This window comes from Thalassotalea loyana (genome assembly GCF_030161435.1).
Taxonomy (GTDB): domain Bacteria; phylum Pseudomonadota; class Gammaproteobacteria; order Enterobacterales; family Alteromonadaceae; genus Thalassotalea_G; species Thalassotalea_G loyana.
The window spans coordinates 487,576-514,353 of sequence record NZ_BSSV01000001.1; the positions used below are offsets into that span (position 1 = coordinate 487,576).

The 26,778-nt window shown below is 40.0% G+C and carries 23 protein-coding genes; 18 read left to right on the forward strand and 5 right to left on the reverse strand.

The window, feature by feature from the left end; genetic code table 11:
• The first annotated feature begins 4 nt into the window (after positions 1-4).
• The 3 genes from QQK05_RS02170 to QQK05_RS02180 all read left to right on the forward strand — a co-directional run bounded on the left by QQK05_RS02170 (position 5) and on the right by QQK05_RS02180 (position 6,777).
• The gene (locus QQK05_RS02170; RefSeq protein WP_284295732.1) at positions 5-3,145 is read left to right on the forward strand and encodes an efflux RND transporter permease subunit; all 3,141 of its coding nucleotides are present in this window, start codon (positions 5-7) and stop codon (positions 3,143-3,145) included.
• A 246-nt stretch (positions 3,146-3,391) separates the two neighbouring features.
• On the forward strand, positions 3,392-5,923 hold the full coding sequence (locus tag QQK05_RS02175) for an exonuclease domain-containing protein (RefSeq protein ID WP_284295734.1): 2,532 nt from the start codon (positions 3,392-3,394) through the stop codon (positions 5,921-5,923).
• A gap of 176 nt (positions 5,924-6,099) precedes the next feature.
• On the forward strand, positions 6,100-6,777 hold the full coding sequence (locus QQK05_RS02180; protein WP_284295736.1) for a PEP-CTERM sorting domain-containing protein: 678 nt from the start codon (positions 6,100-6,102) through the stop codon (positions 6,775-6,777).
• A 311-nt stretch (positions 6,778-7,088) separates the two neighbouring features.
• Here the strand turns inward: QQK05_RS02180 and QQK05_RS02185 are convergent, their stop codons facing one another.
• On the reverse strand, positions 7,089-7,391 hold the full coding sequence (locus tag QQK05_RS02185; RefSeq protein ID WP_284295737.1) for a putative quinol monooxygenase: 303 nt from the start codon (positions 7,389-7,391) through the stop codon (positions 7,089-7,091).
• 21 nt (positions 7,392-7,412) lie between these two features.
• Positions 7,413-8,597: an HD-GYP domain-containing protein gene (locus QQK05_RS02190; protein ID WP_284295738.1), complete on the reverse strand. Its 1,185-nt coding sequence runs from the start codon at positions 8,595-8,597 to the stop codon at positions 7,413-7,415.
• Positions 8,598-8,797: 200 nt separating this feature from the next.
• Here QQK05_RS02190 and QQK05_RS02195 point away from each other — a divergent pair, with 200 nt between their 5' ends.
• The 4 genes from QQK05_RS02195 to QQK05_RS02210 all read left to right on the forward strand — a co-directional run bounded on the left by QQK05_RS02195 (position 8,798) and on the right by QQK05_RS02210 (position 13,630).
• Positions 8,798-9,412, forward strand: coding sequence for a tetratricopeptide repeat protein (locus tag QQK05_RS02195; RefSeq protein WP_284295739.1), 615 nt, complete (start codon positions 8,798-8,800; stop codon positions 9,410-9,412).
• Between the two features lie 75 nt (positions 9,413-9,487).
• The gene (gene rnr, locus QQK05_RS02200) at positions 9,488-11,899 is read left to right on the forward strand and encodes a ribonuclease R (RefSeq protein ID WP_284295741.1); all 2,412 of its coding nucleotides are present in this window, start codon (positions 9,488-9,490) and stop codon (positions 11,897-11,899) included.
• A gap of 18 nt (positions 11,900-11,917) precedes the next feature.
• Positions 11,918-12,676 (forward strand): 23S rRNA (guanosine(2251)-2'-O)-methyltransferase RlmB, encoded by a 759-nt coding sequence (rlmB, locus tag QQK05_RS02205; protein ID WP_284295742.1) that lies wholly within the window; start codon positions 11,918-11,920, stop codon positions 12,674-12,676.
• A 90-nt stretch (positions 12,677-12,766) separates the two neighbouring features.
• A complete protein-coding gene (locus QQK05_RS02210; protein WP_284295743.1) occupies positions 12,767-13,630 on the forward strand; it encodes a universal stress protein in 864 nt (287 codons plus the stop codon).
• 47 nt (positions 13,631-13,677) lie between these two features.
• On the opposite strand, the gene QQK05_RS02215 is transcribed toward QQK05_RS02210, so the two are convergent.
• Both QQK05_RS02215 and QQK05_RS02220 read right to left on the reverse strand, forming a co-directional pair.
• The gene (locus QQK05_RS02215) at positions 13,678-14,547 is read right to left on the reverse strand and encodes a type 2 periplasmic-binding domain-containing protein (RefSeq protein WP_284295744.1); all 870 of its coding nucleotides are present in this window, start codon (positions 14,545-14,547) and stop codon (positions 13,678-13,680) included.
• Between the two features lie 111 nt (positions 14,548-14,658).
• Positions 14,659-16,491, reverse strand: a complete 1,833-nt coding sequence (locus QQK05_RS02220; RefSeq protein WP_284295745.1) for a methyl-accepting chemotaxis protein — start codon at positions 16,489-16,491, stop codon at positions 14,659-14,661.
• A gap of 404 nt (positions 16,492-16,895) precedes the next feature.
• On the opposite strand from QQK05_RS02220, the gene QQK05_RS02225 reads away from it, so the two are divergent.
• The 6 genes from QQK05_RS02225 to QQK05_RS02250 all read left to right on the forward strand — a co-directional run bounded on the left by QQK05_RS02225 (position 16,896) and on the right by QQK05_RS02250 (position 21,563).
• On the forward strand, positions 16,896-17,939 hold the full coding sequence (locus QQK05_RS02225) for an ABC transporter substrate-binding protein (protein WP_284295746.1): 1,044 nt from the start codon (positions 16,896-16,898) through the stop codon (positions 17,937-17,939).
• 154 nt (positions 17,940-18,093) lie between these two features.
• Positions 18,094-18,492 carry a 30S ribosomal protein S6 gene (gene rpsF, locus QQK05_RS02230; RefSeq protein ID WP_284295747.1) on the forward strand — a complete coding sequence of 133 codons (399 nt, stop codon included), beginning with the start codon at positions 18,094-18,096 and terminating at the stop codon, positions 18,490-18,492.
• A gap of 28 nt (positions 18,493-18,520) precedes the next feature.
• Positions 18,521-18,808, forward strand: coding sequence for a primosomal replication protein N (priB, locus tag QQK05_RS02235; RefSeq protein WP_284296426.1), 288 nt, complete (start codon positions 18,521-18,523; stop codon positions 18,806-18,808).
• 10 nt (positions 18,809-18,818) lie between these two features.
• Positions 18,819-19,046: a 30S ribosomal protein S18 gene (gene rpsR / locus QQK05_RS02240; RefSeq protein WP_193023113.1), complete on the forward strand. Its 228-nt coding sequence runs from the start codon at positions 18,819-18,821 to the stop codon at positions 19,044-19,046.
• Positions 19,047-19,066: 20 nt separating this feature from the next.
• On the forward strand, positions 19,067-19,519 hold the full coding sequence (gene rplI, locus QQK05_RS02245) for a 50S ribosomal protein L9 (protein WP_284295748.1): 453 nt from the start codon (positions 19,067-19,069) through the stop codon (positions 19,517-19,519).
• Positions 19,520-19,709: 190 nt separating this feature from the next.
• Complete coding sequence (locus QQK05_RS02250) at positions 19,710-21,563, forward strand: EAL domain-containing protein (protein WP_284295749.1); 1,854 nt, start codon at positions 19,710-19,712, stop codon at positions 21,561-21,563.
• Here QQK05_RS02250 and QQK05_RS02255 read toward each other — a convergent pair.
• Positions 21,529-22,464 carry a 1-aminocyclopropane-1-carboxylate deaminase/D-cysteine desulfhydrase gene (locus QQK05_RS02255; RefSeq protein ID WP_284295750.1) on the reverse strand — a complete coding sequence of 312 codons (936 nt, stop codon included), beginning with the start codon at positions 22,462-22,464 and terminating at the stop codon, positions 21,529-21,531. The two genes, QQK05_RS02250 and QQK05_RS02255, sit on opposite strands and share 35 nt — an antisense overlap.
• Positions 22,465-22,610: 146 nt before the next feature.
• Between QQK05_RS02255 and QQK05_RS02260 the strand changes: the two genes are divergently transcribed.
• The 5 genes from QQK05_RS02260 to mshL are packed head-to-tail and all read left to right on the forward strand — an operon-like array spanning position 22,611 to position 26,778.
• Positions 22,611-23,507: a hypothetical protein gene (locus QQK05_RS02260; RefSeq protein ID WP_284295751.1), complete on the forward strand. Its 897-nt coding sequence runs from the start codon at positions 22,611-22,613 to the stop codon at positions 23,505-23,507.
• Positions 23,504-24,121 (forward strand): PilN domain-containing protein, encoded by a 618-nt coding sequence (locus tag QQK05_RS02265; protein ID WP_284295752.1) that lies wholly within the window; start codon positions 23,504-23,506, stop codon positions 24,119-24,121. Before QQK05_RS02260 ends, QQK05_RS02265 begins: the two co-directional genes overlap by 4 nt.
• Entirely contained in the window at positions 24,121-24,798 is a 678-nt protein-coding gene (gene gspM / locus QQK05_RS02270) for a type II secretion system protein GspM (RefSeq protein WP_284295753.1), read from the forward strand. The genes QQK05_RS02265 and gspM overlap by 1 nt, the downstream gene beginning before the upstream one ends.
• Entirely contained in the window at positions 24,791-25,102 is a 312-nt protein-coding gene (locus QQK05_RS02275) for a hypothetical protein (protein ID WP_284295754.1), read from the forward strand. Before gspM ends, QQK05_RS02275 begins: the two co-directional genes overlap by 8 nt.
• Positions 25,102-26,778 (forward strand): pilus (MSHA type) biogenesis protein MshL, encoded by a 1,677-nt coding sequence (gene mshL, locus QQK05_RS02280; protein WP_284295755.1) that lies wholly within the window; start codon positions 25,102-25,104, stop codon positions 26,776-26,778. Before QQK05_RS02275 ends, mshL begins: the two co-directional genes overlap by 1 nt.

Here is a 26,778-nt window from a genome sequence, read left to right on the forward strand (position 1 = left end):
GCCTATGTTATCTATGATTGAAGGAGCATTATCACGCACTCGTTCTGTGCTGATGATCTTCGTTTTACTCATTATCTCAGGTGCAGTGACCTACGCGAACATTGCTAAAGAGTCTAATCCGGACATCACGATACCGACGATTTATGTATCGATGGTACATGATGGTATTTCTCCTGAAGACGCTGAACGAATGTTAGTACGACCAATGGAGAATGAGCTTAAGTCCATCGCAGGCATTAAAGAAATGAAATCTAATGCAGGTGAAGGTCATGCCTCTGTGACACTTGAGTTTATCGCGGGTTTTGACCCTAAAGAAGCATTAGCTGATGTTCGAGACAAAGTCACGTTAGCAAAAGCGAAATTGCCCAACGATACTGAGGAGCCAGAAGTACATGAAGTAACAATGGCAAATCAGCAACCTGCAATTACGGTGATTCTTTCAGGGCCGGTAACAGAGCGTGGCCTTGTCACGTTAGCGCGAAACCTTCGAGATAGGTTGGAAACGCTTGAAGAAGTGCTCGAAGTCGATATTGGCGGTGATCGCGAAGATATGGTTGAGATCATCGTCGATCCGCTGTTAATGGAAAGCTATGGTTTAGACTCCTCTGACATTTACAACCTGGTTGAACGCAACAACCGTTTAGTTCCAGCAGGAACGATGGATACAGGTAAAGGACGTTTTGCGATTAAGGTCCCATCTATTTTTGAAACGGTACAAGACCTTCTTGACTTACCGATTAAGGTAGACGGCGATCGTATTATTACATTTGCAGACGTTTCAAAGGTTCGACGCGCTTATAAAGACCCAACATCCTTTGCGCGCTTAGACGGTCACCGCAGTGTCGCTATTGAAGTAAAGAAACGTTCTGGCGAAAACATTATTCACACGGTGGATAAGGTAAAAGCGATCACCAAAGAAGCTCAATTAAAGTGGCCTTCGCAAGTTGCGGTAACTTATGTTGGCGACCAATCTCGAGAAGTAAAAGAAACGTTGAACGACTTACAAAACAACGTATTCTCAGCGGTATTGTTGGTTGTTATTGTTGTTATTGCTGCACTTGGTGTACGTAGTGCAATGTTAGTTGGATTTGCAATCCCTGGTGCCTTTTTAACGGGTATCTTAGTTATCGCTATTTCTGGTTTAACAATCAATATTGTTGTGCTTTTCGGTCTTATTATGGCTGTTGGTATGCTAGTTGATGGGGCTATCGTAGTCACCGAATTTGCCGACCGACAAATGAGTGAAGGTGTCGACCGTAAACGCGCATATAAAATGGCATCAAAGCGAATGGCTTGGCCAATTATTGCATCAACAGCAACAACACTTGCTGCTTTCGCACCTTTAATGTTCTGGCCAGGCATGATGGGCGAATTCATGAAGTATTTACCATTTACGCTAATCGCTGTATTGACAGCGTCGCTTGCAATGGCATTAATCTTCGTTCCGGCTATAGGCACTGTATTTGGTAAAGCTCGCGTGGTTTCAAAAGAAGAACGCGAACAAATGATCCAAGCCGAAGAAGGTGATATTCGCTCTTTGAAAGGCTTTACTGGCAAATATGTTGGTTTACTGACTAAAGCGGTAGAACGTCCAAAAACCGTTGTCCTGTCGACAGTAGTCGTTGCTATTTTCGTGATGTTTGCATACGGCAAAAGTGGCTTAGGTGTTGTCTTTTTCCCTGACGTTGAACCCAATAGCGCGACTATGGTTGTTCGTTCTCATGGTGATTTATCGATGCGTGAAAAAGATGACATCATGAAAATTATTGAGCAACGAATTTTACCGATTACTGATATTGAGACCTTGTATACGAGAACTGGTGGCAATGACCAAGTAGGTAGCTTTCAAGTGAACTTTGAAAACTGGCAAGATCGTCGCCCAGCCGATGAAGTTATTGCTGATATCCATGAAAGAACTAAAGACTTGGCGGGTGTTGAGATTGAGGCGAGAAAGAATAGTCCTGGACCGCAAAGCGGCAAAGATTTAATTATTGAGCTCAGCTCACGTTTTCCTGAGCGTCTTGATGATACCGTGAAGACGATTCGAAATGCGTTAATTGCTAATGGAAACTTCACGGATATTGAAGACTCAGGCTCAAAACCGGGTATAGAGTGGCAGCTTAAAATTGATCGTGCCAAGGCGGCGACTTTTGGCGCTGATGCGACCTTGGTTGGTTCTACCGTTCAGTTAGTCACAAATGGCTTAAAATTAGGTGAATATCGTCCTGATGATGTTGACGACGAGTTAGATATTCGTGTTCGCTTTCCTGAAGACAAACGTCATTTAGGCCGACTTGATGAAATTCGTGTGAAAACCTCAGAAGGATTAGTACCAATTACGGGGTTTGTTGAACGTAGTGCGTCAAATAAAGTCGATACAATTCGCCGTGTCGACTCAAAGCGCGTTGTGTCTGTTAAAGCGAATCTAGTAACGGGTGCTCAACTGATAAAAGAGTTACCAAAACTAAAAGAGCAATTTCCATCTCTGAACATCGACCCAACAGTCGATATCGTGATAAAGGGGCAGAATGAAGATCAGCAAGAATCGCAAGATTTCTTGGTAAATGCGTTTGGTGTCGCGTTATTTGTGATGGCGATTATTTTAGTCACCCAATTTAATAGCTTCTATCAGGCATTTTTGATTCTGAGCGCCGTTGTATTCTCGACTGTTGGTGTTTTCTTAGCACTGATGATTGTTCAACGCCCATTTGGCATCGTGATGGGGGGGATTGGTGTAATCTCTCTTGCAGGTATTGTGGTAAATAACAATATTGTATTAATCGATACTTATAACGTGTTACGTCGACAAGGTTACAGTGTGGTAGATGCGATCTTGCGCACGGGTGCTCAACGTTTGCGTCCTGTATTGTTGACGACAATTACAACGATACTTGGCTTGTTGCCTATGGTCTTGCAAGTGAACCTTGATTTCTTCAATCGTACGGCGGTTGTTGGCGCTCCATCAACTCAATGGTGGGCTCAGTTGGCTACGGCGGTAGCTGGCGGGTTGGCGTTTGCCACTATACTCACCTTAGTGATTACGCCTTGTATGTTAGCGCTTAAAGACTTGCAGAAAGAAAAGGCAAAAAAAGCGCCTGTGGTTCAGGATATCACGCAAAATAAGCAGATAAACGATGTCGCTTAACGATTAGAAAAGCACCAAAATAAAAAAGGGGCAGTAAATGCGGGCTATTGAGTCAACTCGGAGCTACTATTTTACGACAGTAGCTCTTTTTCATTTTATATCGCTGAAAAATAACAATTAAATTTCATTACTTGTCGTCTACCACCTTAAAAGACACTGAATAAATGTACGATTAGTTAGTTTTTTCAATAAGTTATTTAAAACCCACCAAAACATCCTATAATATTGGCTATAGGAGTGGTTATTATGACGAAATATGTCTTCTTAGATACGGAAACAACAGGTTTAGATCCCCATAAAGGCAATCATCGAATTATCGACCTAGCCTGCATAGAATATGAAGAGGCAGCTCCTACTGGTCATGTGTTTAACCTGAAAATTAATCCTGAAGGCAAAAAATCAGTAAAGAGTGCTTTTAGAGTTCACGGAATCCTAGATGAAAAATTAGAAGGTAAACCCACCTTTAGCGATATCTATGAGCAATTTATTGATTTCATTAAAGGAAGCCACCTAGTTATCTTCAATGCTGCCTTTGATTTAAGATTTTTAAACGCAGAGTTAAATCGTGTTAACTACCCTTCAACAGTTTCAGATATCTGTGCAGAAGTTACATGTGCAATGGAATTTGCTAAAGAAAAACTGGGTGTCAGAAAAATCAGTCAAGATGCCGCTTGCTTAAGATACGGTATTGATATTTCAAGTCGCACTAAACACAGTGCGTTGCTTGATGCGACATTGTGTGCCGAGTTGTTTTTCAAATTATGTGATGAGACAGCGGAACCATTAAAATCAACGCCACAGCAAAATAAACATACACCAACAAAAGCCATATCCATTCCAAGAGCGTACAAAAACAAAGAGACAGGGTTATATACCCAACTTAACTTTTGCAAAAATCCAGAGTGTGAGAATTTTGGTGTTGTGGCAAAGAACCCAACCTACAAAGCCAATGGTGAGCTTAAACGTGGATTAGGTAACGAATATAAGCTGACATGGAGTGCCGACAAATCAGAGCATATGCTGACCTGTAAGCTCTGTGAACACAGCACCACTATGATACATAACCGTTGTTTTGAGTTAGAGGTAAATCGCCTATCCAGTGTATATGAGCCAATCGAGCCGACCTGCCAGAATAAAGCTATTCCCGGACAGCCGAGGACTTTTAGGAACTACTATATCCCAACATCTCCTGAGAATAGGCGTGGCATTAAAAAGCAAAAGCCTAGGTGTAAAAACAGAGATAAGGGGATTTACACTCACCCCGAACTTTATAAATTAGATGGAAAAACACAACCAGATCGCATTATTGAGCATGTAGTTCAAAGGCCGCTCAAAAAGGGTGGTAAGCCAGTTGACCAAATTATCAAAGAAGTCAGGTTCGGCTCACAACAACTGACCTGTTTGACTTGTAATTCAAAGCTAACTGTTAAAGTAAACCCTGCTAATCGCCATTATCGTAACTTAGATAACGTAAATATCTTCAAAGATTTGATGAACAAAGGCATCCTTAATCGCATGATAGAAAAGCATGAACTTGGTGCCAAAGTCATTTACGATAAAATCAATTTTTTCTATGAGCAAGCCTTAGCGTTTGACCATTATCACTCACAAATGCTTGACCATGCCGTAGCCACTAGAACTCTGAATTTAAGCTCAGATAGACAATTTTACTTAAGTAACTGGGGCGACCACGATATGCCAAAGCCTACGCTCATAGTGAACACCTCAACAGTAGATAATGATTCAGGCTTTGTAGTTGTTTCTAACGTCAACTTTGACTTTGCCAGTGATTACAAGGAAATAAATAAAGAGCATCGAGAAAAGAAAGAGCAAGAAAAGTTTCCTTACTACAGACGTTACGCACAATACGTTTTAAGTAACGATGATGTCATGGTACAAGCACCAGAGTCTGAACGTAATGTTGAGCTTCAAATGCCACCAAAAGGCTTATTGGTGCAACAAACTTACAGTGTATTAGCGCACTTTGAGTTGCTCAAAGAGAAATTAAAATATGCTAACCGTGTCCACCTCTATGCAGATAACGACTCAGGCATCAAATTAGCCCTAGGAGCCGTTTACCAAGATTGGATAGCCCAACATAAGCTTTATGCCTTTCAAATCTCTGCGGAGAAATCAGGAAGCGGCCAGTATTTAGATGAGGATGCATTAAACCGAATCAGAGAGGTTAAAGCGACTGCCATAAAAGATACCCCTGACATCAGCACAAGGGAAATGAAAGAGGTGCTTTGGCAAGCACAGCTATCAAATAGAGTTCGAGTGGGCAATGCTAAATCAGAATGGATAATCAACCCGAATAGAAAGTCTCGCTTAGCGCTTATGCTGCCACTGGGTGATGTGAAAAAAATGAACCAAAAGTTGATTGCAAAATGCTTGGCAAACGCATCCCTTTATGGTGTTGATAATTGGTTTCAAATACTACGAAGACACATTAATTTTTTAGAAAGACCCGTTACCAGTGCCACCAATGCAAAGCGTTGGAACGCCTATGCAGGGTATAACCCTGAATGGATGGCAAAACTTATTGAAATCAAACGTGTATACTTTAACTATTGCATGACCAATGAACGTACTATTAATCGCAATTTCTCAGGTAATAATAAACCTAAACCTTCCACTCCAGCTATGCGACTTGGGTTGACTAGAAAAAGATTTACCGCAGAAGATATGTTGTCTTTTAGTCTCGACAAAATGCGAATAGACGAGGTTTATCGCAACAAAACCGAGCACTTACCAAACATAATGAACAATCGATTTTAGTGTCAGGTTATTTTACAAAGATACAAATTTGAAATTACCAACTATCACTAACCTATTGTTTTTTTTGATAGTTACCTAATTGGCATACTGCGTGCTTAGTACCCAATAAGTATTTATTTTTAGCTTTATTCAATACCTTCCAACCTCGATGGAAAGGGATCAAAAGGATAACTCAAATGAAGAATAAATTTTTAAAAGGCTTAGTGACTAGCTTTGCTTTAGCTTTTACTGGTAGCGCGAATGCTGGCTTAATTGAATATGTAGTAAATGGTGATTTTGAGACTGGAAATACAACTGGCTGGACTGTAATTAATTCAGGCACTACTTGGAATATTAACGATGGAAGCTATGATCCTTGTGGCCCTGCTTTACCAATGTCTCCAATTTCTGGAAGTTACGATTTGGTGTCTGCGCAGTGCGGACCTTCAACAGCTTCTTTTTACCAAGACTTGGTTTTGTCAAGCAACTTCGATTCGATTTTATTGAGTTGGGATGATCGAATTCGCAATCATCACTCTTCTTTCAATGACTCATCGCAAGAATTTAAAGTCAGATTGTATGACAGTAATTTAAGTTTGATTAATGAGATTTTCTCAACTAATCCTAATGATGCTCTAACACAAATTGGCCCTAATAACCGAGCGTTTGATGTTACAAATATACTCACTGGATATGCAGGTCAGCAAGTTCGACTTGAATTTTGGCAAAATACTCAGCTATTTCATTTTGAGGTGAACTTAGACAACATAAGCTTAACAAGCACAACAACTGATGTTCCAGAACCATCTACGCTAGCTATTTTTGCATTAGGCTTAATGGGATTAGCATCTCGCAAATTTAAGAAACAAGCTTAATCTAAAAACAAATCTGTTTGAAAGCACTGATCATAATGGTCAGTGTTTTTTCGTTTTTAAATATATAAAAACAGGATTTCTCCGATCAAAGATCTCAATCCATATACTTTACTAAAAATGTAACCAATTAAAAAATATAACTAATCGTACACTTTTAGATTATTCGAGCGTTTTTCTGTAACTCAACTACCATTGAAAAATAACGAAAAAATATTCTTAAGGCAAAAGACCGCTTTGTCATTTCAACAAAACGGCTCCGACTTGACTCAATAGCCCGCAGTAAATGCCCCTTTTTTATTGTTTAACGTGTATTAGACTTGGCCGATAGGTTGTGTTTCGATTCGCTCCAAAATACCATCAATCAATGGTTTACCTTTAATCATTGCATCTTGAACCGTTGGTAATGAAAGGGATGATTGGTGCATCGTTTGGCTTTGCCAGACTTCTGTAATCCATAATGCATCAGCGTCTTGCGGGTCTTTAGCGATGACATAAGAAATACAACCAGGCATTCCTTGGGTCCCGTTAACGAGTATGTCGGCTAGTTCTTCTCGTTTGCCTGGGATTGCGACTATTTTACTAATTAAACCGTAGTTATCGTCCATATTCATCATTAACTCCTTTTGGAAACATGGCTAACCTTGCATTAACAAGAACTCGATAATTTTATTCATATCGAGATCAAAATCATCAGCTTTAACGCCTTTAACAATAAAGTCTTCAGTATTTGTTAAATCAATATCTTCTGTCATGACATAACGATTGTCATTAACATTAAAAAATGATCTCACTTTGGGGCGGATAGGGTCGTCTTGGTTTCGCGCTTCGACAATGGCTAGTTTATGAGAGTTTAACTCTACTAATGAGCCTACTGGATAAACCCCCATGCACTTAATAAACTGATCGACAAGTTGTACGTCTAAGTGGCCGTCTTGAGCGAGCTTTCTCAGAATACTAAAGGCTTTTATGTGAGGGTATCCCTCTTTGTAACACCTGTCTGCTGTTAACGCATCGAAAATGTCACAAATCGACACCATGCGTCCGTATTTTGAAATATCGTCAGCTTCAATGTTGTATGGGTAGCCGGTACCGTTGAGTCGCTCATGGTGCAAAGCGGCAACTTCTAAGCTGAGCTCTGATACACCTGGGGTGTTTGCAATGATGTCAATCGAGTGATTCACGTGAGTTTTCATTACAGCAAACTCTTCATCGGTGAGCTTACCTGGCTTATGCAAAATATTGTCATCAATTTTTATTTTGCCGACATCATGCAAAAAAGCACCAATAGTAAGTTGTTGTACGAGCGGTTTATCAAAACCCAAATACCGAGCGAAAATCGTCATTAACACTGAAACAGATACCGCATGTTCCAATAAGTACTCATCTTTATCACGAATATTGATCACACAAGCTAATGCATCTGGATTCTTAAACACAGTATCAATCGTATTGTTGGTAATATCTATGATGGGTTCGACATTGATTTCGTTACCTATTGCCACGTCCTTGAGTATTCGGCGTTGAATATTCTTGGAATCGTTAAATAACCTTTTCGCTTGTTTTATTTCAACAATTACGGGGCTTTGTGTCTTTTCTTGTTTGACTGCTTTTGGCTCTGTTTCGTTATTTTGCGGCTCTTTTTTGATCGCCTTTTCAGTATCTACGAGCACAGAAATAACGCCCTTTTTCTCTAAAAAAGCGATGACATTTTGATTTTTAATGTGGCCAGCACCGGTTAACGTATACGTTCCAGTTTGCTGAACAATATCGATAACGTACTCACCTACAGATAACGTTGATAACTCTTTTTCTAAAATCATTGAGAGTCTACTGCACCCTGTGAGGTCACTGAGAATTAAATCTAACTAATGACTTTTAATATAAACGTAAAGCGCTAAACTGACAATCATCGTGCGATAATTCAACAAATTAATGTTATTTTTGTGAGCTAGCGCAAATTAGTAAACATTTTTGCGAGTGTGCCGATAACCTTGTATACGCCAAACTGAGAGTGTTATTTATGTTGCGATTTTCTATTGTTTTCTCAATCTTAATGTTTCCATGCATTACATTAGGGCAAAATCTTCAAGCTGTGCAAATATATACAGACGACATGCTATTAGACTTGATTAAAGAAAATAAGCATTTATCACAAGTTGTCTTGGATGAATGTCAGTTAGTGCAGGATATTGAAGCGCGCGCAATCAAAGCTAAAAAACCAGGCTACCAATTTTTATGGGGTGATATGTTGGCTTATGGCGTCTGTGTTAAGAAAGATGTCCCTCTTGGCTTACGCTACATGAAGCTTGCTGCTGATCAAGGTTTACCTGAGGCATTAGAGCAACTTGGTCGGTACCACCATATCGGGAAATTTATGCAAGTTGATATCGATAAAGCGATCATATATTTGAAGGAAGCAGCAAGTGTAAATAACCTTAATGCACAACTTCGATTAGCTAATTTGTATAATGAGGGCTATGGTAGTCCACTGGATTTTCCTGAGCTATATTCTCAGTTGCATCATGCGGTAACTGATGACAACAAAACACATCAAAAGATTGCAATGCAACTGAATCTTCTGGCAAATAAAATGCCTGAACACATCGTTAACCAAGCTAAAAAACAACGCTATTAGGCCTATCAAATAAATTTAATACCGACAGTCACTTAATGCGGTATAATTGATAAAAAGCATCAATGAATAAAATAAGTGACTGTTAACGACCCACACTTCGAGCGCGAAGCAAAAAAATACGAAAAGCCGATTGCAAGTCGAGAATTGATTCTTGAGCTTGTTGGCCAAGCAAAAACACCTTTAAATTTTAAAGGTGTTTGCCAAGCTACGGGAATCAGCGACGAAAACGGTAAGATTGCTCTTAAACGACGATTAAGGGCAATGGAACAGTCTGGCCAATTGTTTTTCAACAAGTTTAAGCAATACGTTATTCCAGCAAAGCGCGACGTTATTACCGGTAAAGTTATTGGTCATCGAGATGGTTATGGCTTTTTTGCTCCGGATGATGGAGGCAAAGACTACTTTATATCATCACATGAGATGCAAAGAGTATTTCATGGAGATATCGCCGAGGGGATTTTACTGGAGCGCACGGATAAAAAAGGGCGCAAAGAAATTAGAATACTCGACGTAATAGCGCCTCGAAAACATGGCATTGTTGGGCGCTTATTCAAAGAGCATAATATCACTTTTGTCGTTCCAGATGACGCACGTATTCAACAAGATATTTTGATACCGCCAAAGCAAAATATGGGGGCGAAACATGGTCAAATGGTGGTTATTGACATTATTCAGCGACCATCAAAACATCGAAATGCAATGGCTAAAGTGGTTGAAGTTTTGGGTGATCACATGGCGCCAGGTATGGAAATTCAAATTGCGTTACGTGAACATGATTTGCCTCATGAGTTTCCTAAAAATGTGATTGCTGAAGTAGCTACGCTTGCTGATGAAGTTTCTGAAGAAGCGAAATTACCCCGAGTTGACCTCAGGGATTTGCCGCTTGTGACCATAGATGGTGAAGACGCAAGAGACTTTGATGATGCGGTATTTTGTGAGCCTAAGAAAAGTGGTGGCTGGCGACTTTGGGTAGCGATTGCTGACGTAAGTTATTATGTTCGCCCGGGAAGCTCACTCGATGATGAAGCTATTTCTCGTGGGAACTCTGTTTATTTTCCGTCACAAGTTATTCCGATGTTGCCGGAAAAGCTCTCTAATGGTCTGTGCTCATTAAACCCCGATGTTGATCGTTTGTGTATGGTATGCGAAATGACGGTCAGCGCCGCTGGCAAGCTATCGGGCAGCAAATTTTATCCAGCGGTTATGCGCTCTAAAGCCCGATTTACTTATACGAAAGTGGCGGCAATTCTAGATGGTAACGAAGAGTTACGTCAGCAATATGAGCCGCTTGTTGGTGATTTAGAAAATTTACATGATATGTATGTAGCATTGACACATGCACGTGATTCTCGAGGCGCTATTGCGTTTGAAACGGAAGAGTCACAGTTTATTTTCAACGATGATAAGAAAATTGAGTCGATAGTTCCCTTAGTTCGCAATGATGCCCATAAGATGATCGAAGAGTGCATGATTTTGGCAAATGTTGCGACGGCTAAGTTTTTAGAGAAACACAATATGCCGGGTTTATTTCGTGTACACGATAAGCCAAGTGAAGATAAGTACCGAAATTTCATCACTTATCTTGGTGAATTGGGTATTCAAATGCCATTCAAAGAAGAGCCTGAACCTTCTGATTATGGCCATATTTTGGCAAAAGTTGCGGAACGACCAGACCAAGAATTGATTCAAACTATGTTACTGCGCTCAATGAAGCAGGCCGTTTATCAAAGTGAAAATATTGGGCATTTCGGATTGGCGCTGACACAATATAGTCATTTTACCTCGCCGATAAGACGTTATCCCGATTTAGTGGTTCATCGTGTTATTAAAGCGGTCTTGGAAAAGCAAGCCGCTAATGATTCAAACGCTGGACACCATACTTACACCGAAGAGCAAGTAACAGAGCTTGGCGAACATTGCTCAATGACAGAGCGTCGAGCCGATGATGCGACCCGTGATGTTGCAGATTGGCTTAAATGCGAATACATGCAGGACCACGTAGGTGATCACTTTACTGGAGTGATTTCAACAGTTACCAATTTTGGTTTGTTTGTTCGCCTTCAAGATCTGCATATTGAAGGTCTTGTTCATATAACCTCACTTGGCCGAGATTTTTATCACTTTGATGATGTGCGGATGTGCTTATCAGGTGAGAATACGGGTAAGAAGTATCACGTGGGTGACGTTCTCGCAGTGCAGGTAGCAGCAGTTAACCTTGATGAAAAGAAAATTGATCTTGTTCTTCAAGGGGAAAATGCAACGATAAAGAAAGCTAAACCATTGCCTGGAGCTAGAAAAGCCCAATCACCTAAGAAGAAAAAAGGAAAATCCAAAGCTCAGGCGGGAGCACAGAGTGCTGTGCGTGAGTTTGAAAAGCCAGGCAAGGGCAAAAAGAAGAACAAGCCAGAAAAATCCAAAGCGAAAAAACGCAAGGCTAGAAAGTCTAGGCCAGGTAAAAACGCGCGTAAAGCTGCAAAAACAAAGTAAGAAATTAAGAAGAATACTATGTCAAAACAAAGCGATGTTGTCTTGGGAATCCACGCTGTTCAAGCATTGATTGAGCGGTCTCCAGAGCGGTTTATTGAAATGTGGGTCCTAAAAGGTCGTGATGATGAACGTATGCTGCCAATCATCAATTTGGCTCGCAAATATAAAATACCATGTCAATTTGTTCACCGAAAAGCGCTCGACGATAAGAGCCAGGGTGAGCAACATCAAGGTGTTATTGCTCGTATCACTCCAAACAAGCAATATAATGAAAATGACTTAGATGAAATTATCTCAAACTCTGAGCGAATGGATATCCCGCCATTTTTGCTAATACTTGATGGGGTAACGGATCCTCACAATCTTGGAGCATGTTTACGAAACGCTGATGCTGCTGGTGTACAGGCCATTATCGTGCCAAAAGATAAAGCGGCAAAGATTACAGCAACTGTACGTAAAGTGGCAGTAGGTGCTGCAGAAACAGTGCCACTGGTTCAAGTGACCAATCTTGCTCGCACAATGAAACATCTGCAACAATTAGGGGTGTGGATAGTGGGTACGGCAGGAGAGACGGATACTAGCTTATACGATGTGAAATTAAGTGGTCCTTTAGCACTTGTTATGGGAGCAGAAGGTAAAGGCATGCGCAGACTGACGCGAGAAAATTGTGATGAGCTAGTTAAATTGCCGATGGCTGGTGCTGTTTCAAGCTTGAATGTATCGGTTGCTACGGGTATTTGCCTTTTTGAAATTGTTCGCCAGCGAATTCAAAAATAAACCACTAAACGATTAAAACTTAATTTATCTCAAGCTAGTCTAATTTTTTTGTGTTATAAATTTGTAAGTGCATATTATTAGGAGATTTTTATGAGTCATATTCTTGTGGTCGCTGATTTGTTAGATGGTAATCCCGTCGCAATGTTAAAAGCAAGCGAGCTTGCTGAACAACACGGTATGCCTGTGAAATTTGTTTTTTTCTGCCATGACAATATTACTCATTTAGATTGTGATCTTGAGCAAATGCAAGCTGATATCATCAGTAAGGTGAAAGAGCGCTCAGAGGCGTTATTAGCCGAGCATGTGCCTGCAGATATTGACTACAGCTGTGAAGTCGTTTGGGAAAAACGAATTCATCAGTGGGTTAATCGTTATGTCAAAGAAAACCAAGTCAGTTTTGTTGTCAAAACAGGGCATCGTACAGAAACTCTGATGTATACGTCTACCGATTGGCATTTGCTGCGAGAATGTGAAGCGCCAATTTATCTATCATCTGAAAAACAATGGCGAAGATCCCAGCACGTGTTAGCTGCGATAGATCTTGAGACCAAAAATGAAGAGAAGCTTGCGTTAAATGATAAAATATTAGCGCAAGCAAAAGACTTAGCAGCTGCGTCAAAGAGTGATCTTCACGTTTGTTACACTGTCCCTTTTTCTCGTCTACTCAACGATTTCGGATTACAGTACAAAGACGAAGTTGAGATCAAAGCAAATAAGAAGCTTAAGCCTGTTATTGAAGCGTTAGCAAACGAACATAATATCCCGTTAGAGCATTTTCATTTGAAAGCAGGCGAGCCAGAGAAAGTTATTCCAAGCACCGCAGCGAAAGTTAAAGCGGCGGTCGTGGTCCTTGGTATCGTTGGTCGTAAAGGACTAAGTGGTAGCATTATTGGTAATACAGCCGAGCAAATACTTACGCTATTAAAGACCGATTTATTAGCGATAAAACCATAAACAGATCATATGTGCAAAATAGAAAAGCCGGCAATAACGCCGGCTTTTTATTGTGGGTGTAATGTTAGCCATAAGGGAGTACCTATAAACTGGGAAACATCAGGCAAAGAATCATTAACTAGATGAAAATATTGTCGATCTCGCCATTGAGAGAGTGGAAAGATACCTAATGTTGTTGAATGATTCTCCATTAGCCTTTGCAAACTCCCATCTTCTAATGCCTTTAATAGCCCTGTTTCTATTTGCATGGCAAGTTCAATATTGTCACGACTAGTAAAAAAATACATTGGAAATGGATATTGGAGGATTGTTTCATCGTAGATGACTAAATTAGGGTATTTTAATTTAGCTTTTTCTAACTCACCATAGCCCTCGTAAATTGCTCGAGGAAAGTAATCACAGCGGCCTTGTACAAGCATTTTGAACATTAGATCAAAACGAGCAACTCTTAATACATGATAGCCATTTGCTTCAAGTATATCTGAATCGGGCCAGTGCTCTCCTTGGCAGGCAATTTTTTGCTTTAAGCGTGCTTCAGATATATTTGTGAAATCTAATAAATCTTGCTGTTTAATAATTGATATGCGATAGCCGAGTAATCCTTTAAAAAGAGGAACTTTTATCGGTAGCATTATCGATTCTCTTGTTTTATTGGAGCCAGTCCAATAAACATTGATGATATTTTCTTGGAGTAATTTAATTGCTCTACCTTGTGTCGTTTGTCCACTGTCTAAGATAATGACATTTTGGTAGGGACTATTGTCGCGTGTTTTCGCTAATGCCAAGTTGAGTAATTCAACAAAATAAGCGTGCGCAGTGTCTTCACTAGATTGCTGCCCCGCAATGATGATGTTTTTACTCAGGCTATTCCAAGAAATAAGTAAGCCAAACAACCACAGATAAAGAAAGCGTCTCACGATTACCTATTCAAATTAATGCGTCTCCTTTCACTATAGAACTTTAGATAAGCTTTGGACAATATTCGTGAGAGATACGAGTGCCACTAAGACACTCGTATCAGGGGAAGGTTACCGATATTTTAACTCAAGCAACTGTTCGGTTTTTCTGTTCGCCAAAATAGATGAGTGAAGGCTCGATTTGGCTTGACCCACGAGTTGATCGCTTCCGTCTTTAATGTCAGTGATATTCTCGGCGATTTCATGAATGGCTGTACTCTGTTCTTTAACCGCTCTTGCAATGTGCTCTGTCAGGTCGTGAATAGTATCAACTTCCAAAATAATGTCATTTAATGTGGCCGACGACGCTTCAATTTGTGCAACATTCTCTAGGCTATTTTGACTGCAAACATTTACTTTCTTAACCGCATCTGCGGTGAAATGTTGGAGCTCATTAATGATATTCGTTATTTGTTCTGTTGAGGTTTGTGTCCGATTAGCCAGGGATCTTACTTCATCTGCAACGACTGAAAAGCCTTTACCTAATTCGCCTGCTCGGGCTGCTTCTATCGCGGCATTCAGTGCTAGAAGGTTAGTTTGATCTGCAATACCTTTGATTTCTTCAATAAACTCATTGATAGACAAACATTTTGCTTCTAGTGCATCGATATCTTTGGCTGAGTCTGCAAGGTCTTGGGCATTTTCAGATAAAAAAGCATTGAGCTCATTGAGTTGATCTGTACCTTGATGTGCTTGCTTAGAGATTAACTTTGCTGTCTTGGCTGTAGACTGAGTACTCTCAACAATCTCGCTCGTCGATGCTTCAAGTTGTACGGTTGCTGCCGATACTTGCTCTGATTTTATCGACTGCTGTCTCAGACTGTCTTCCGTTATTCTTGCTTGATCTTGTGCAGCATTACTCACTTCTCTTAGTTCCTCTACGGCAATATTCATTTGATGCGTGAAGGTAATGAAGTTATTAATGGCATCGATAACTTGACCAAACTCGTCCTCAGTTTCTTTAACAACTTGTTTAGAGAAGTCACGGGTTGAGATTATTTGTTCAATTGCTTCAACTGCACTTTTTATCGGTGAAGTGATAATTCCAATTAACTTGAAGATGAATGTTGTGAGTGCGCCTGAAATTACGATAAATGATAGTAACGCGCCCCAAAATGCCACGACTTCTCTGCTGGCAATTGTGTCGTTGGCACTAGCAATCGTCTGTTTTAACAATTGTTCTGATTGGTGAACAGCCGCGCGCATTTCCCCTCGAATACCGCTTGTTTGATCTAAGCCTATTGTTCTATCCATTTCAAAGTAATTGGTAAACGCGAGTTGGTATTGATCGAGATAAGCAATAGCTTCGGGATATGCCCTCAATGAGCTTCTTAGTTCTTCCACTGTTGCATATAATCGCTCTACATACTTTATTTCGCCTCGCAGCATATAGTCTTTTTCATGACGTCTTATCATCAATAAGGTCACCGTATTTTCAGCATCGTTGTGCGCTTGTAGTATGCTCTCTATGTTATGTGTGGCAGCTCTTAATTCACCATATTTACCTGAATTTTTATCTAAGCCTTTAGTTATCATTGCTGATTCAAGTGCTTTAAATTGATTTCTATATTCAACAAGATACTGTTTTAGCTGCTGTACTGGGATGTTCGCGTCTAATGACTCATTAATTTTAGCTAGTTCATCAAGATCAGCTAACAACAGCTCAAAGTTTTTTTGGTGCTTCTCACCATATTTTAAGTCCTGGCGTATGATAAAGTCTTTTTCGTTACGACGTAATTGAAGCGCGCTTACTTCAATCGATTGCACGATTTGCTTGGCGTTATCGAGTTGCCTAATTTGATGGGAGAACAGGTTGTTGGTGATGAGGAGTATTAATAAGCCTGTAATAACTGACATTAATAATATAAGTAATTTTCGCTTGAGCGAAAGCGTGCGAGAAGGCATAACTAATCCCTTAATTTATCGTTCTTATTGTTAAAATTAGTCGACTTTTTCTAATTTTGAAATAAAAATGTCATATTTCTGTAACAAAAGCTTCATCTTTCTTCTTTTTTTGTGATTTTAAATGTAAATAGATGTGTTTTCGCTGACGTTCTCGACAAAGTCCATACTTTTAGTGTGGCTAATCAATAAAGCTGTTAGGGTGAAATGGTCTGTAGCTAAGGTGTTTTGTGGCTTAGGAGAATTTGCATTAACATTAATATTCGACGAAACTTATAAAAAACGTACTTGATATCAATATTATTTAACTTGGAGTTATCGTTATTTACTACGTTTATTTAGCCATATTCTTCGTGCTTTACCTATGCTCGTTCAACAGCTTTAGCCATCAAGATGATAAAATCTTATTGGGCGTTTCGAATGCCACCTCAGGGCCCACAGCTCAATTAGGTAGTAAATTAAACTTAGGTGCTGCCAAATACTTTGAACGATTAAATGGGGAAGGCGGTATCCATGGTCAGTTGATTGAAATGATCAAAACTGATGATGGCTATGAGCCGTATTTGACAAAAAAGAACACTGATATTTTGTTGAAAAATTTCGAGATATTTGCCCTATTTAATTATGTTGGAACGCCGACAAGTCATGCGGTTTTTAATAAGGTAAAAAAAGAAAATTTACTTTATTTCACTCCTTTTACCGGTGCTCAATTTTTACGAGGTGATGATGCTCCCTCAATAATAAATTATAGAGCTAGCTACCAAGATGAAGTCGAACGACATGTTGATTTTTTAGTTGTTCAAAAAAAAATTCGACAGATAGGGATATTGGTCCAAGCAGATCAATTTGGGTCAACCGTTGAGCAGGAGTATATCCGTGCGCTTGCGAAACATAACATCAAACCCAAAATTATTACGCGCTACCGAAGAAATACAGCAGATATTCAATGGGCGCTGACTAAACTCATGCGTAATGGTGTTGAAGCTGTGGGCGTTGCTGGAACGTATGAACCTGTTGCTGAATTAATATCGTTAGCGTTTCAAAAGCAATTTACACCTTATTTTGTCAGTGTGTCTTTCGTTTCCAGTCGCGATCTGTTTGCTGCGATAAACAGTCAAATTGGTGATTCAAGTATTGATTTACTTGTTACTGAGGTTGTGCCAGAGCCGTCGAACTGCCAAGCGACTTTATGCCAAATGTTTAGAAAAGATTTTAGTGATAATAAGGCAATATGGCATGAGCGGGTTATATTCGAGGGGTATGTCAACGCCCATTTATTTAGCCAACTCGCAAAACGCTGTAAACCCAAAGCAACGAAAGCATGTGTGACCGAACAAATTAATAAAATAAAAAAGAAAAAAAGCTTCTTGCCAGATTATCCGCTACTAGATGAAGTCAGCGGCGAGAGGGTTTTTCTCAACCATTATCTGCCGCTCAACCAACCTAAATAACCTGTCTAACATTCAAGTGTTTAAATAGATTGCAATTGGCGCTTATTTTACCTACAATACGCGACCTTAATTCAGCCTACATATTATTGTTCCTTGTCTCAATACTGGTGAGAGGCTGAGCCAGATAAGAGACTACAACCGTAAGGAGCTCGTAATGCGTCATTACGAAATCGTATTTATGGTTCACCCTGATCAGAGTGAACAAGTACCAGGTATGATCCAGCGTTATACTGATCTTATCACTGGTGCCGAAGGTCAAATTAACCGTCTTGAAGACTGGGGCCGTCGTCAATTAGCTTACCCAATCAACAAACTACACAAGGCACACTACGTTCTAATGAACGTTGAAGCGCCTCAGTCAGTTATTGATGAGCTAGAAACTTCTTTCCGTTATAACGATGTTGTTATTCGTAACATGATCATGCGCACTAAAGGCGCGGTAACTGAAGCTTCAGCAATGGCTGCTGCTAAAGAAGACCGTCGTGAAGTTAAGAAAGAGGTTACTGAAGCTCCTGCTGCTCCTGCAACTGAAGAAGCTGCAAGCGAAGAATAAGTAATCTGTGGCGCAAAATAGCCTAACGATGGAAGCTATGGTGTTTAAAGCACCAAAACTAACATCAAGCCCAGTCGGGATTCATCATTGCCAATTTACGATTGAACATCGTTCAATGCAGGTTGAAGCTCAGATGAACCGACAAGCATTCGTCAGAATGCAAGTAGTGGCAACAGGCGATTGGTCACAACACTTAACAAGTGAATTAACTGAAGGTAGGCAAATTAGAGTGACAGGTTTTTTAAATCGTCACGAAACAAGAAACGGAAATCCAATTCTTGTCTTGCATGCCCAACAGATTGAAATGATTAATTAGGAGAAATCCCATGTCACGTTTTTTTAGACGTCGTAAGTTCTGCCGCTTCTCAGCGGAAGGTGCTGCGGAAATCGATTACAAAGATATCGCAACACTAAAAAACTATATCACTGAAAGTGGTAAAATTGTTCCTAGCCGTATCACTGGTACAAGTGCTAAATACCAACGTCAACTTGGTCGTGCGATCAAGCGTGCTCGTTACTTAGCATTATTACCGTACACTGATTTACACAAGTAACCTAATAAGGGGTTTTGAAAATGGAAGTAATTCTTCTTGATAAAATCGCCAAATTAGGCGGCCTTGGTGACAAGGTAACAGTTAAGTCTGGTTACGCGCGTAACTACTTATTACCTCAAGGTAAAGCTGTATTTGCATCTAAAGCAAACGTTGAGCACTTCGAAGCTCGTCGTGCTGAATTAGAAGCTAAATTAGCTGAAACTTTAGCTGCTGCTGAAGCTCGTGCTGCTAAGATCGTTGAATTAGCTGAAGTTACAATTGCTTCTAAAGCAGGTGACGAAGGTAAGTTATTCGGTTCAATTGGCACAAAAGACATCGCTGATGCAATCACTGCTGCTGGCGTTGAAGTTGCTAAGTCTGAAGTACGTATGCCTTTAGGTACAATCCGTGAAACAGGTGAATTCGATATCGCAATTCACTTACACACAGATGTAGACACAAACATCAAAGTAAACGTTATCGCTGAAGCATAATTTTACTTTTTTGTTGATAAAACACCGTTCCTTTAGGACGGTGTTTTTTTTTGCCTAAATTTTTTCCATACTCGTGCCGATAAAGGTGAGTGAGCTGACCATTAAATGATCATGAATGATGTAAAATGTCAGGTGCAATAATGATTACTTGCTACAATTAACTGATCGCTTTTAAAAAGAATGGTGCTGCATGACACAGCTAGTCAAAAAAACACAGAAAAAAATTTTTCACCTGCTTGGTGTTTTTTTGTTGGCTGGCTACTTATTATCGGTAAGCGTATTGTCATGGCAAATCAATCAGCAACATCAACAAACATTACTTTTAGTTAGTTCTGTCATTCAACCTTCAGCACAATCAAGTCTTATTGCAAATTACTTGGAAAATACGAATATTCAATTGGTTAACTGGCAAGGCGCAGCAGTGTTTGAGCAGCCCGATTTGAAAACAAACTGGATATCTAAAGAGACTAATATAGCGCCAGATTTGGTCGTTTTAGCTCCCGCTATATGGTATCAAATCGTGAGTTCTCCAGTTTTTGTGGTGCTAACCTTAGGATTTGGAATACTGCTGATTGTTGTTGCTAGGAATAGCGCCGTTTATGTCGATAATTCTCTTCGAGAAATAACAGAGATAGAGCATTGGGCAAACACCGCAATAGTACAAGGGAATTATCCTGTTGTCTCAACAGAACACCCGGTAGGTTACGCGATTAATCACCTACGAAAGTCGATGTTACACGCTCAAAATCAAGACAGTTTATTCGACAAAGCGATTAAAGAAAGTGCCTTACTTGATGATGAAACAGGTATAGGCAATAAAGCTTATTTTACCAGTCGATTGAGTGCGTTGATGGCTGAAGAAGATGCTCGTGGCGCCGTTTACATTATCCAGTGTCAGGGCTGTGATACCATTCATTCATTATATGGCCATGAACAAGCGATTCACATTGTCGAAATGGTCATCCAAAGTATTGAGAAGCGATTTGAAAATCGCGCTAACTTCTATCTAGCACGATGCCAAGAATATGAGCTCGCATTGTTAGTGCCACACGTGTTTGTCAAAGAAGCAGAAAAACTAGCACAACAGCTGCTAAAAGGTATTTTAAATATCATTCTACCCGTAGGCATTAATAAAGATGATTTTTGTCACGTGGGTGTAAGCTACTTTAAGTCTGGTGATAAGTCGTTTCAGGTACTAGCAGAAGCTGATATGGCATTACGAACAGCCCAGTTACAAGGGCCTTCACAGTGGTTTATGTATGACGATGGTGAAATCGCCCATGAAAGTGCAAAGGGATCATTAAAGTGGCGAACATTCCTTGAAAATGCCATACGTAACAATAGCTTTGTGATATTTTTTCAGCCAGTAATTGAACGATTTTCAGATAATATTTTACATCACGAGGTGTTAACTAAAGTCAGGGATGAGCAAGGTGAGCTTATCAGTGCTCGTGTATTTCTACCTATGGCCAAAAAATGCGGTTTATCAGCGCCTATCGATTTATTAGTGTTTAAACAAGTATGCAAACTGCTGACATATGAGCCAGACAAGCAAGATTGCTGTAGTCTTAATTTATCAGTTGATTCTCTATTAGATAAAAACTTTGTTGAGAAACTACATCATGAACTGAAACAAAATCAGCATATAGCGCCGCGTTTAATTATCGAAATAAGTGAATACCAACTGGTAAATCATCTTGCTGAATTGAAGCCAATATTGTTCAAATTAACCTTACTTGGGGTACAGCTATTAGCTGATAAAGTTGGGCAATATGTAGTGAGCGCACAGTATTTAAAGCAGTTACCAATTCGCTATGTCAAACTTCATCGCTCAATTGTCATGAACATCGAGCAAAAACCTGAAAACCAGGTCTTTGTGCAAAGTATGAAAATTTTGTGCGAACCGCTGAAAGTCAAGATATACGCTTTAGGGGTTGAGGACCAAAACGAGTGGCGGACCTTGACTAAATTAGGTGTACAAGGCGGACAGGGACATTATTTCACCGAGCCTATTGCACAAGTTGCCAAGGCCATTGGGAACTAGGCAGAATATTTCTTTCCAACATCCCGTTTATTCCTTGAAGGCCACCGGTGTGGAGTAATACGACTCTTTCGCCTGATGAAAAATACCCTTGTTCTACCAAAGAGATGAAAGCCAGTAACATTTTACCACTGTAGATAGGCTCAAACATTACTCCAAGTTGCTTGTTCAGTTGGGCGAGGTGTTGAATATCACGCGTTGAAAATTTTGCATAACCTCCAAGGTGAAAATCATGCAATATTTCCCAGTTTGTTGTTTGGTTGGTATCATCTTGAATTAATTTCTTTACTTCATCTTCAAGGTATTGGGCACCTTTCAGCACGCTAATACCTACTATATTGTGTTTGTTTTTGTCGGATTTAATTAATCCAGCAATGGTGCCAGCGCTTCCTACAGGGGTAATAATGGTGTCAAATTCAAGTTGAGTTTCAAGCTCATCCATAACTTCTCCAACCCCAGTTAATGCGGCATCGTTCGTACCTCCTTCAGGTACGATTAAATGGTCAGGATAGTTATCGCGTACCTGGATTAAGAAGGCTTCATCGTGACGCAGTTTGTAGGTCGCTCGGTCGACAAATTGCAAATTCATCCCCCACGACTTAGCTTGAGAAAGCGTCGCATTTTCTTGAAAATGTTGTTCACCACGGATAATGCCAACTGACGATAGCCCATTGATTTTGCAAGCATAAGATAGTGCATGTATGTGATTTGAGTAGGCGCCACCAAAACTGACAATGCCTTTCTTACCTTGCTGTAACGCAAGCTCAACATTACCTTTTAACTTACGCCACTTATTGCCCGAAATAATAGGGTGGATTTGATCATCACGCTTTATACAAACTGAAATATTCGCTTGTTCAAATAGTGGGTGGTGTAAGGGGGTGATTGGGCTTGGCGTTGACATAAAAGGCTATGAAAAAGTTGAGTTTTTTATCGTCATTTCGTCAAAAAAACTTGCGCGAATAAGCGAAAGAGGGATAATGAATACTATGCGATAATCATATTTCTAACTATAACAAATTAATGTCTATAAAAAATAAGTTCGCGCAAATGTTTGGAAAAAAACAGTCGACTAACAAACTTGGCGTTAGTATGACCAAGCAAGGTATTGCTTATTGCCATATCGCGGGACAATCTGTTCAAGACGTTCAACGACTCAACTTGGTTGATGGTGACTTTAAGAAAACACTTCACGTCTTAAGTTCATCGCTAGGCTTGTCGGGCGATTGCCGAATAGTGCTTGCACCTACCCAATATCACATTGTTCAGATTGATAGACCCAACGTTTCAGATGAAGAAATGAATCAGGCATTAAAATGGCAAATCAAAGAGTTAGTAAATATTGCTCCTGACGATATGATTGTCGATTATTTTGATGGCCCTCAACTCTCTGGGGGGGCACAAAAACTAAATGTTGTTTGTGCATCAAAAACTGAATTAGCAGGTTTTGTTACCGAACTTCATGATCAAGACATTGAAATTTCCATGATCAGCACAGAAGAATTTGCCTTCGCAAACCTCTTATCGTTGCAAGATGATGCACACCTGTTACTCGTGCAACAGCCAAATGAAGAGCTTATCATTTTAATTGTGAAAAATGGGCAAGTGTTTTTCCATCGCAGACTACGCGGTTTTAGTGAGCTTGCACAGAAATCACAAGACGAATTGTCATTTGGTATGGTCGATAGCATCAGTCTAGAGATTCAACGTTCAACAGATTATTTCGAGCGCCAATTAAAGCAAGCGCCGATTAAAACAATCAAAGTACTTATTCCAAATGATAACGAAAGCTTTATCGCACGAAAGTTATCTGAGAATACTAACGTCGCTGTTGAGCTTTTTGAAATGCCAGAAGGTTTTGAAAACTACCGAGAGTTTGCTGTGACATTAGGGTTGATGACGCAACATGATGATTTATCTCAGGTAGAGCAAGGTGAAACGGTATGAGTGTAAAAACAACAATTAACCTGTTACAGCCTGAGCTTCTGCCAGAGCGCCAACTATTAACATTGCAAAATGTTGCTGTTGGGTGGGTTTTAGCACTAATTGTAGTGGTTGGTGCGAGCTTTTATCTAACCTGGGAAGAGCAAAGTCTAGCGTCTGAAAAGAAACAACTTACGGCTGAGAAGCGTCAATTAGCGCAAACGATGGAATCGCTACAAGCTCAGCTTGCAAAACATAAAGTGAGTAGTAACTTACTTGCAAAGCGAGAGCAATTAAAAGTTATCGTGACGAACAAGACTGCGTTACTTGCTCAATTAACAAATAAAGATAAAACAGAAGTGACGGGGTTTGCTCAAGCAATGACAGAGCTTGCTAATTTTCACTCTCGTGACATTAGTCTGCAAAGCGCTATTTTCAATACGTCACAAATTAGTTTTACAGGAATCGCCAAAACTCCAGATGCTGTGCCACAATGGTTATCGGGCTTTGAGAATTCCGTATTGTTATCAGGACAACATTTCAATCATTTTCAGTTAGTTGAAAATGACGAAAACTATACGGAATTTAGCGTAAGCTCTGATATGAGCGATGGCACTGCGCCGCTAGGAGATAAGTAATGATGGAACGATGGCAACAATATTGCGATAAGTTTCTTACGCTTACGCCGCGTGAGAAATACTTAATTGTACTCTGTGGTTTTGGTTTAGTAGTGCTGCTGCCGTTCATGTTAGTTATCGACCCAAAAATGATATCGATAACCTCTCAAACATCGCAAATTTCAAAAATCAAACAAGATAATCGTAATTCTCAGTCGTTAATTGCTGATATTGAGTTGAAGCTGGCTCAAGATCCGAATATCACTGTTAAGCGAGAAATAGCAAATTATGAGCAAAAAATCACAGAGATTGATGAGCAGCTTCTCACCTTAACCTCTGAATTAATTGATCCTGTTGCAATGCGTTCTGCACTGGTTTCGTTGCTTAATATGCATCGTGGTGTGTCACTGTTGTCATTTGAAGTAAAACCAGCACAATCTCTACTTGTGAGTCAGGCAACCACTCAGGATGCAGAAGGAGTCGAAACGACTCAACACTCTGGCCTTTATAAGCATGAAATTACACTCAAGTTAAAAGGCAAGTATTTTGTTTTACGTGACTATCTACAAGAGCTTGAATCGTTGAAATGGAAGTTTTTTTGGCAAAATTTTGACTATCAGTTAGTTGAATACCCAAATGGTGAATTAACCATAACTCTGTATAGCTTGAGCACACAGAAGGAGTTTCTCGGTGTATAAGTTATTAATAATGCTTGTTATTGGCCTCGTGTTTAGTGGTTTTAGCTATGCCTCCGTCGATCCTACTAAACCTTTGTTTGGCGTGAAGCAATCAAGCAAAGCAGTGGAACAGCAAAAATTAGTACTACAATCAATCGTTGTAAGTAATGGAAATCGCAAGGCGATTGTTAGTGGTCAGCTTGTTCAAAAGGGCGATCGTATTGAACAGTACAAAGTTATCAATATCGATAAGAACCTAGTTAAATTAGAGTCATCAGAAGGTCAAATGACCCTCAAATTGTTTGCGGAATCGGTTAAGAAATAATGAATAAAATAATAAAGAAGTCAGGGATACATTACTACTTTTGCGCGTTGGTTTTAGCTGGTTGTCAAACGGTACCTGAAGCTCCCAAAGATGTGAACAATGCACTTGATGATGCTATTGCGCAAGAAAAGAAAGCAATGCCAAAAGCGTTGACTTCGGTGCCTAATGCAGTGCGCCAAGATTTAATGCAACAAAGTATGCAACAAGCGCGACAAGGCCTATTGGCAGAGAAGCGTCTAGAAATTGCAGCTAGCGGTGTGGAAGCGAAAAACTTTTTTGCAGCTTTAGTTGAAGACTCTGTGTATAGCGTGGCTGTTCATCCTGATGTTACAGGAACTATTACGTTAAACCTTCAAGACGTGACTTTAGAAGAAACAATTAATGTTGTCACCGAATTATACGGCTATGACATTCGTACAAGTGGTAACGTCATTCAAGTTTATCCTGCGGGCATGCGCACAGAAACCTTTCCGCTGGATTATTTGTTCGTGAAGCGATTCGGCTTATCGAGCACAAGCATAAATTCAGGTGGTGTCTCTGAAAACGATCCGAATTCAGGCAATAACAATAATAATTCAGGCAATAATAACTCTGGAAGAAGCAATAACAACGGTAATAACAATGGCAGCGGTTATGGTTCAAGTGGCGATAACTCGGCGAGTGGCATTAATATCTATACCGAAAATGAATCTGACTTTTGGACGGAGTTGAAAGACACACTTGTGACGCTAGTAGGCGAAGAAGATGGCCGCTCGGTCATTGTTTCTCCGCAAGCAGGTTTGATTACCGTCAGAGCATACCCAGAAGAAATTAAAGCGGTTAAACGCTTTATTGATGACTCTCAGAACCATTTACGTCGACAAGTTATCATTGAAGCAAAAATCCTTGAAGTGACGCTTAATGATGATTATCAGCAAGGTGTTAGGTGGGATAATATTTTAGGCCATGTTGGCTCAACTGACTTCACTTTTTCGACAACAGGCAATGTTGTAGGCAATGTGATTTCTAGTGCTATAGGTGGTACCACGTCTATTGGTTTCGAGAATTCAGATTTCTCTGGTGTGATTGATTTATTGCAAACACAAGGCAACGTACAAGTACTTTCTAGCCCAAGAATTACAGCAACAAACAATCAAAAAGCTGTGATTAAGGTTGGTGAAGATGAGTACTTTGTAACAGATGTATCGAGCACGACAACAACAGGTACATCAACCACTGTTACGCCAGAGGTAGATTTAACGCCTTTCTTCTCAGGTATTGCATTGGATGTAACGCCACAAATTAACCAAGACGGCGAAGTGATTCTCCATGTTCATCCATCGGTTACATTAACTGACGAGCAAGTTAAGACGATTCGTATCAGTGACGAAGATATCGTTTTACCTTTAGCGCAAAGCAGCGTTCGTGAGTCGGATACGATTATTCGTGCACGATCAGGCGAAATTGTTGTTATTGGTGGTTTAATTGAAACGCGTAAAATTGATTTAGAATCTAAAACACCGCTACTGGGTGATATTCCATTCTTAGGCGAGGCATTTAAGAGTAAAAGCCAAACAACTCGCAAGAGCGAATTAGTGATCATGCTTAAGCCAACAGTAATCGGTCAAGAAACCTGGACTAATCAATTGAAAGAAGCACGTCAGCTTCTGAAACAATGGTTTCCTGAGAGTGAGTAA

Coding starts and splice junctions, on each gene's coding strand:
- rlmB (WP_284295742.1), top strand. CDS start 11,918: ATGTCAAAACAAAGCGATGTTGTCTTGGGAATCCACGCTGTTCAAGCA.
- QQK05_RS02255 (WP_284295750.1), bottom strand. CDS start 22,464: ATGTCAACGCCAAGCCCAATCACCCCCTTACACCACCCACTATTTGAA.
- QQK05_RS02195 (WP_284295739.1), top strand. CDS start 8,798: ATGTTGCGATTTTCTATTGTTTTCTCAATCTTAATGTTTCCATGCATT.
- QQK05_RS02265 (WP_284295752.1), top strand. CDS start 23,504: ATGAGTGTAAAAACAACAATTAACCTGTTACAGCCTGAGCTTCTGCCA.
- rpsF (WP_284295747.1), top strand. CDS start 18,094: ATGCGTCATTACGAAATCGTATTTATGGTTCACCCTGATCAGAGTGAA.
- QQK05_RS02210 (WP_284295743.1), top strand. CDS start 12,767: ATGAGTCATATTCTTGTGGTCGCTGATTTGTTAGATGGTAATCCCGTC.
- QQK05_RS02250 (WP_284295749.1), top strand. CDS start 19,710: ATGACACAGCTAGTCAAAAAAACACAGAAAAAAATTTTTCACCTGCTT.
- QQK05_RS02170 (WP_284295732.1), top strand. CDS start 5: ATGTTATCTATGATTGAAGGAGCATTATCACGCACTCGTTCTGTGCTG.
- mshL (WP_284295755.1), top strand. CDS start 25,102: ATGAATAAAATAATAAAGAAGTCAGGGATACATTACTACTTTTGCGCG.
- QQK05_RS02220 (WP_284295745.1), bottom strand. CDS start 16,491: ATGCCTTCTCGCACGCTTTCGCTCAAGCGAAAATTACTTATATTATTA.
- rpsR (WP_193023113.1), top strand. CDS start 18,819: ATGTCACGTTTTTTTAGACGTCGTAAGTTCTGCCGCTTCTCAGCGGAA.
- QQK05_RS02190 (WP_284295738.1), bottom strand. CDS start 8,597: ATGATTTTAGAAAAAGAGTTATCAACGTTATCTGTAGGTGAGTACGTT.
- rplI (WP_284295748.1), top strand. CDS start 19,067: ATGGAAGTAATTCTTCTTGATAAAATCGCCAAATTAGGCGGCCTTGGT.
- priB (WP_284296426.1), top strand. CDS start 18,521: ATGGAAGCTATGGTGTTTAAAGCACCAAAACTAACATCAAGCCCAGTC.
- QQK05_RS02180 (WP_284295736.1), top strand. CDS start 6,100: ATGAAGAATAAATTTTTAAAAGGCTTAGTGACTAGCTTTGCTTTAGCT.
- QQK05_RS02260 (WP_284295751.1), top strand. CDS start 22,611: ATGTTTGGAAAAAAACAGTCGACTAACAAACTTGGCGTTAGTATGACC.
- gspM (WP_284295753.1), top strand. CDS start 24,121: ATGATGGAACGATGGCAACAATATTGCGATAAGTTTCTTACGCTTACG.
- QQK05_RS02175 (WP_284295734.1), top strand. CDS start 3,392: ATGACGAAATATGTCTTCTTAGATACGGAAACAACAGGTTTAGATCCC.
- QQK05_RS02185 (WP_284295737.1), bottom strand. CDS start 7,391: ATGATGAATATGGACGATAACTACGGTTTAATTAGTAAAATAGTCGCA.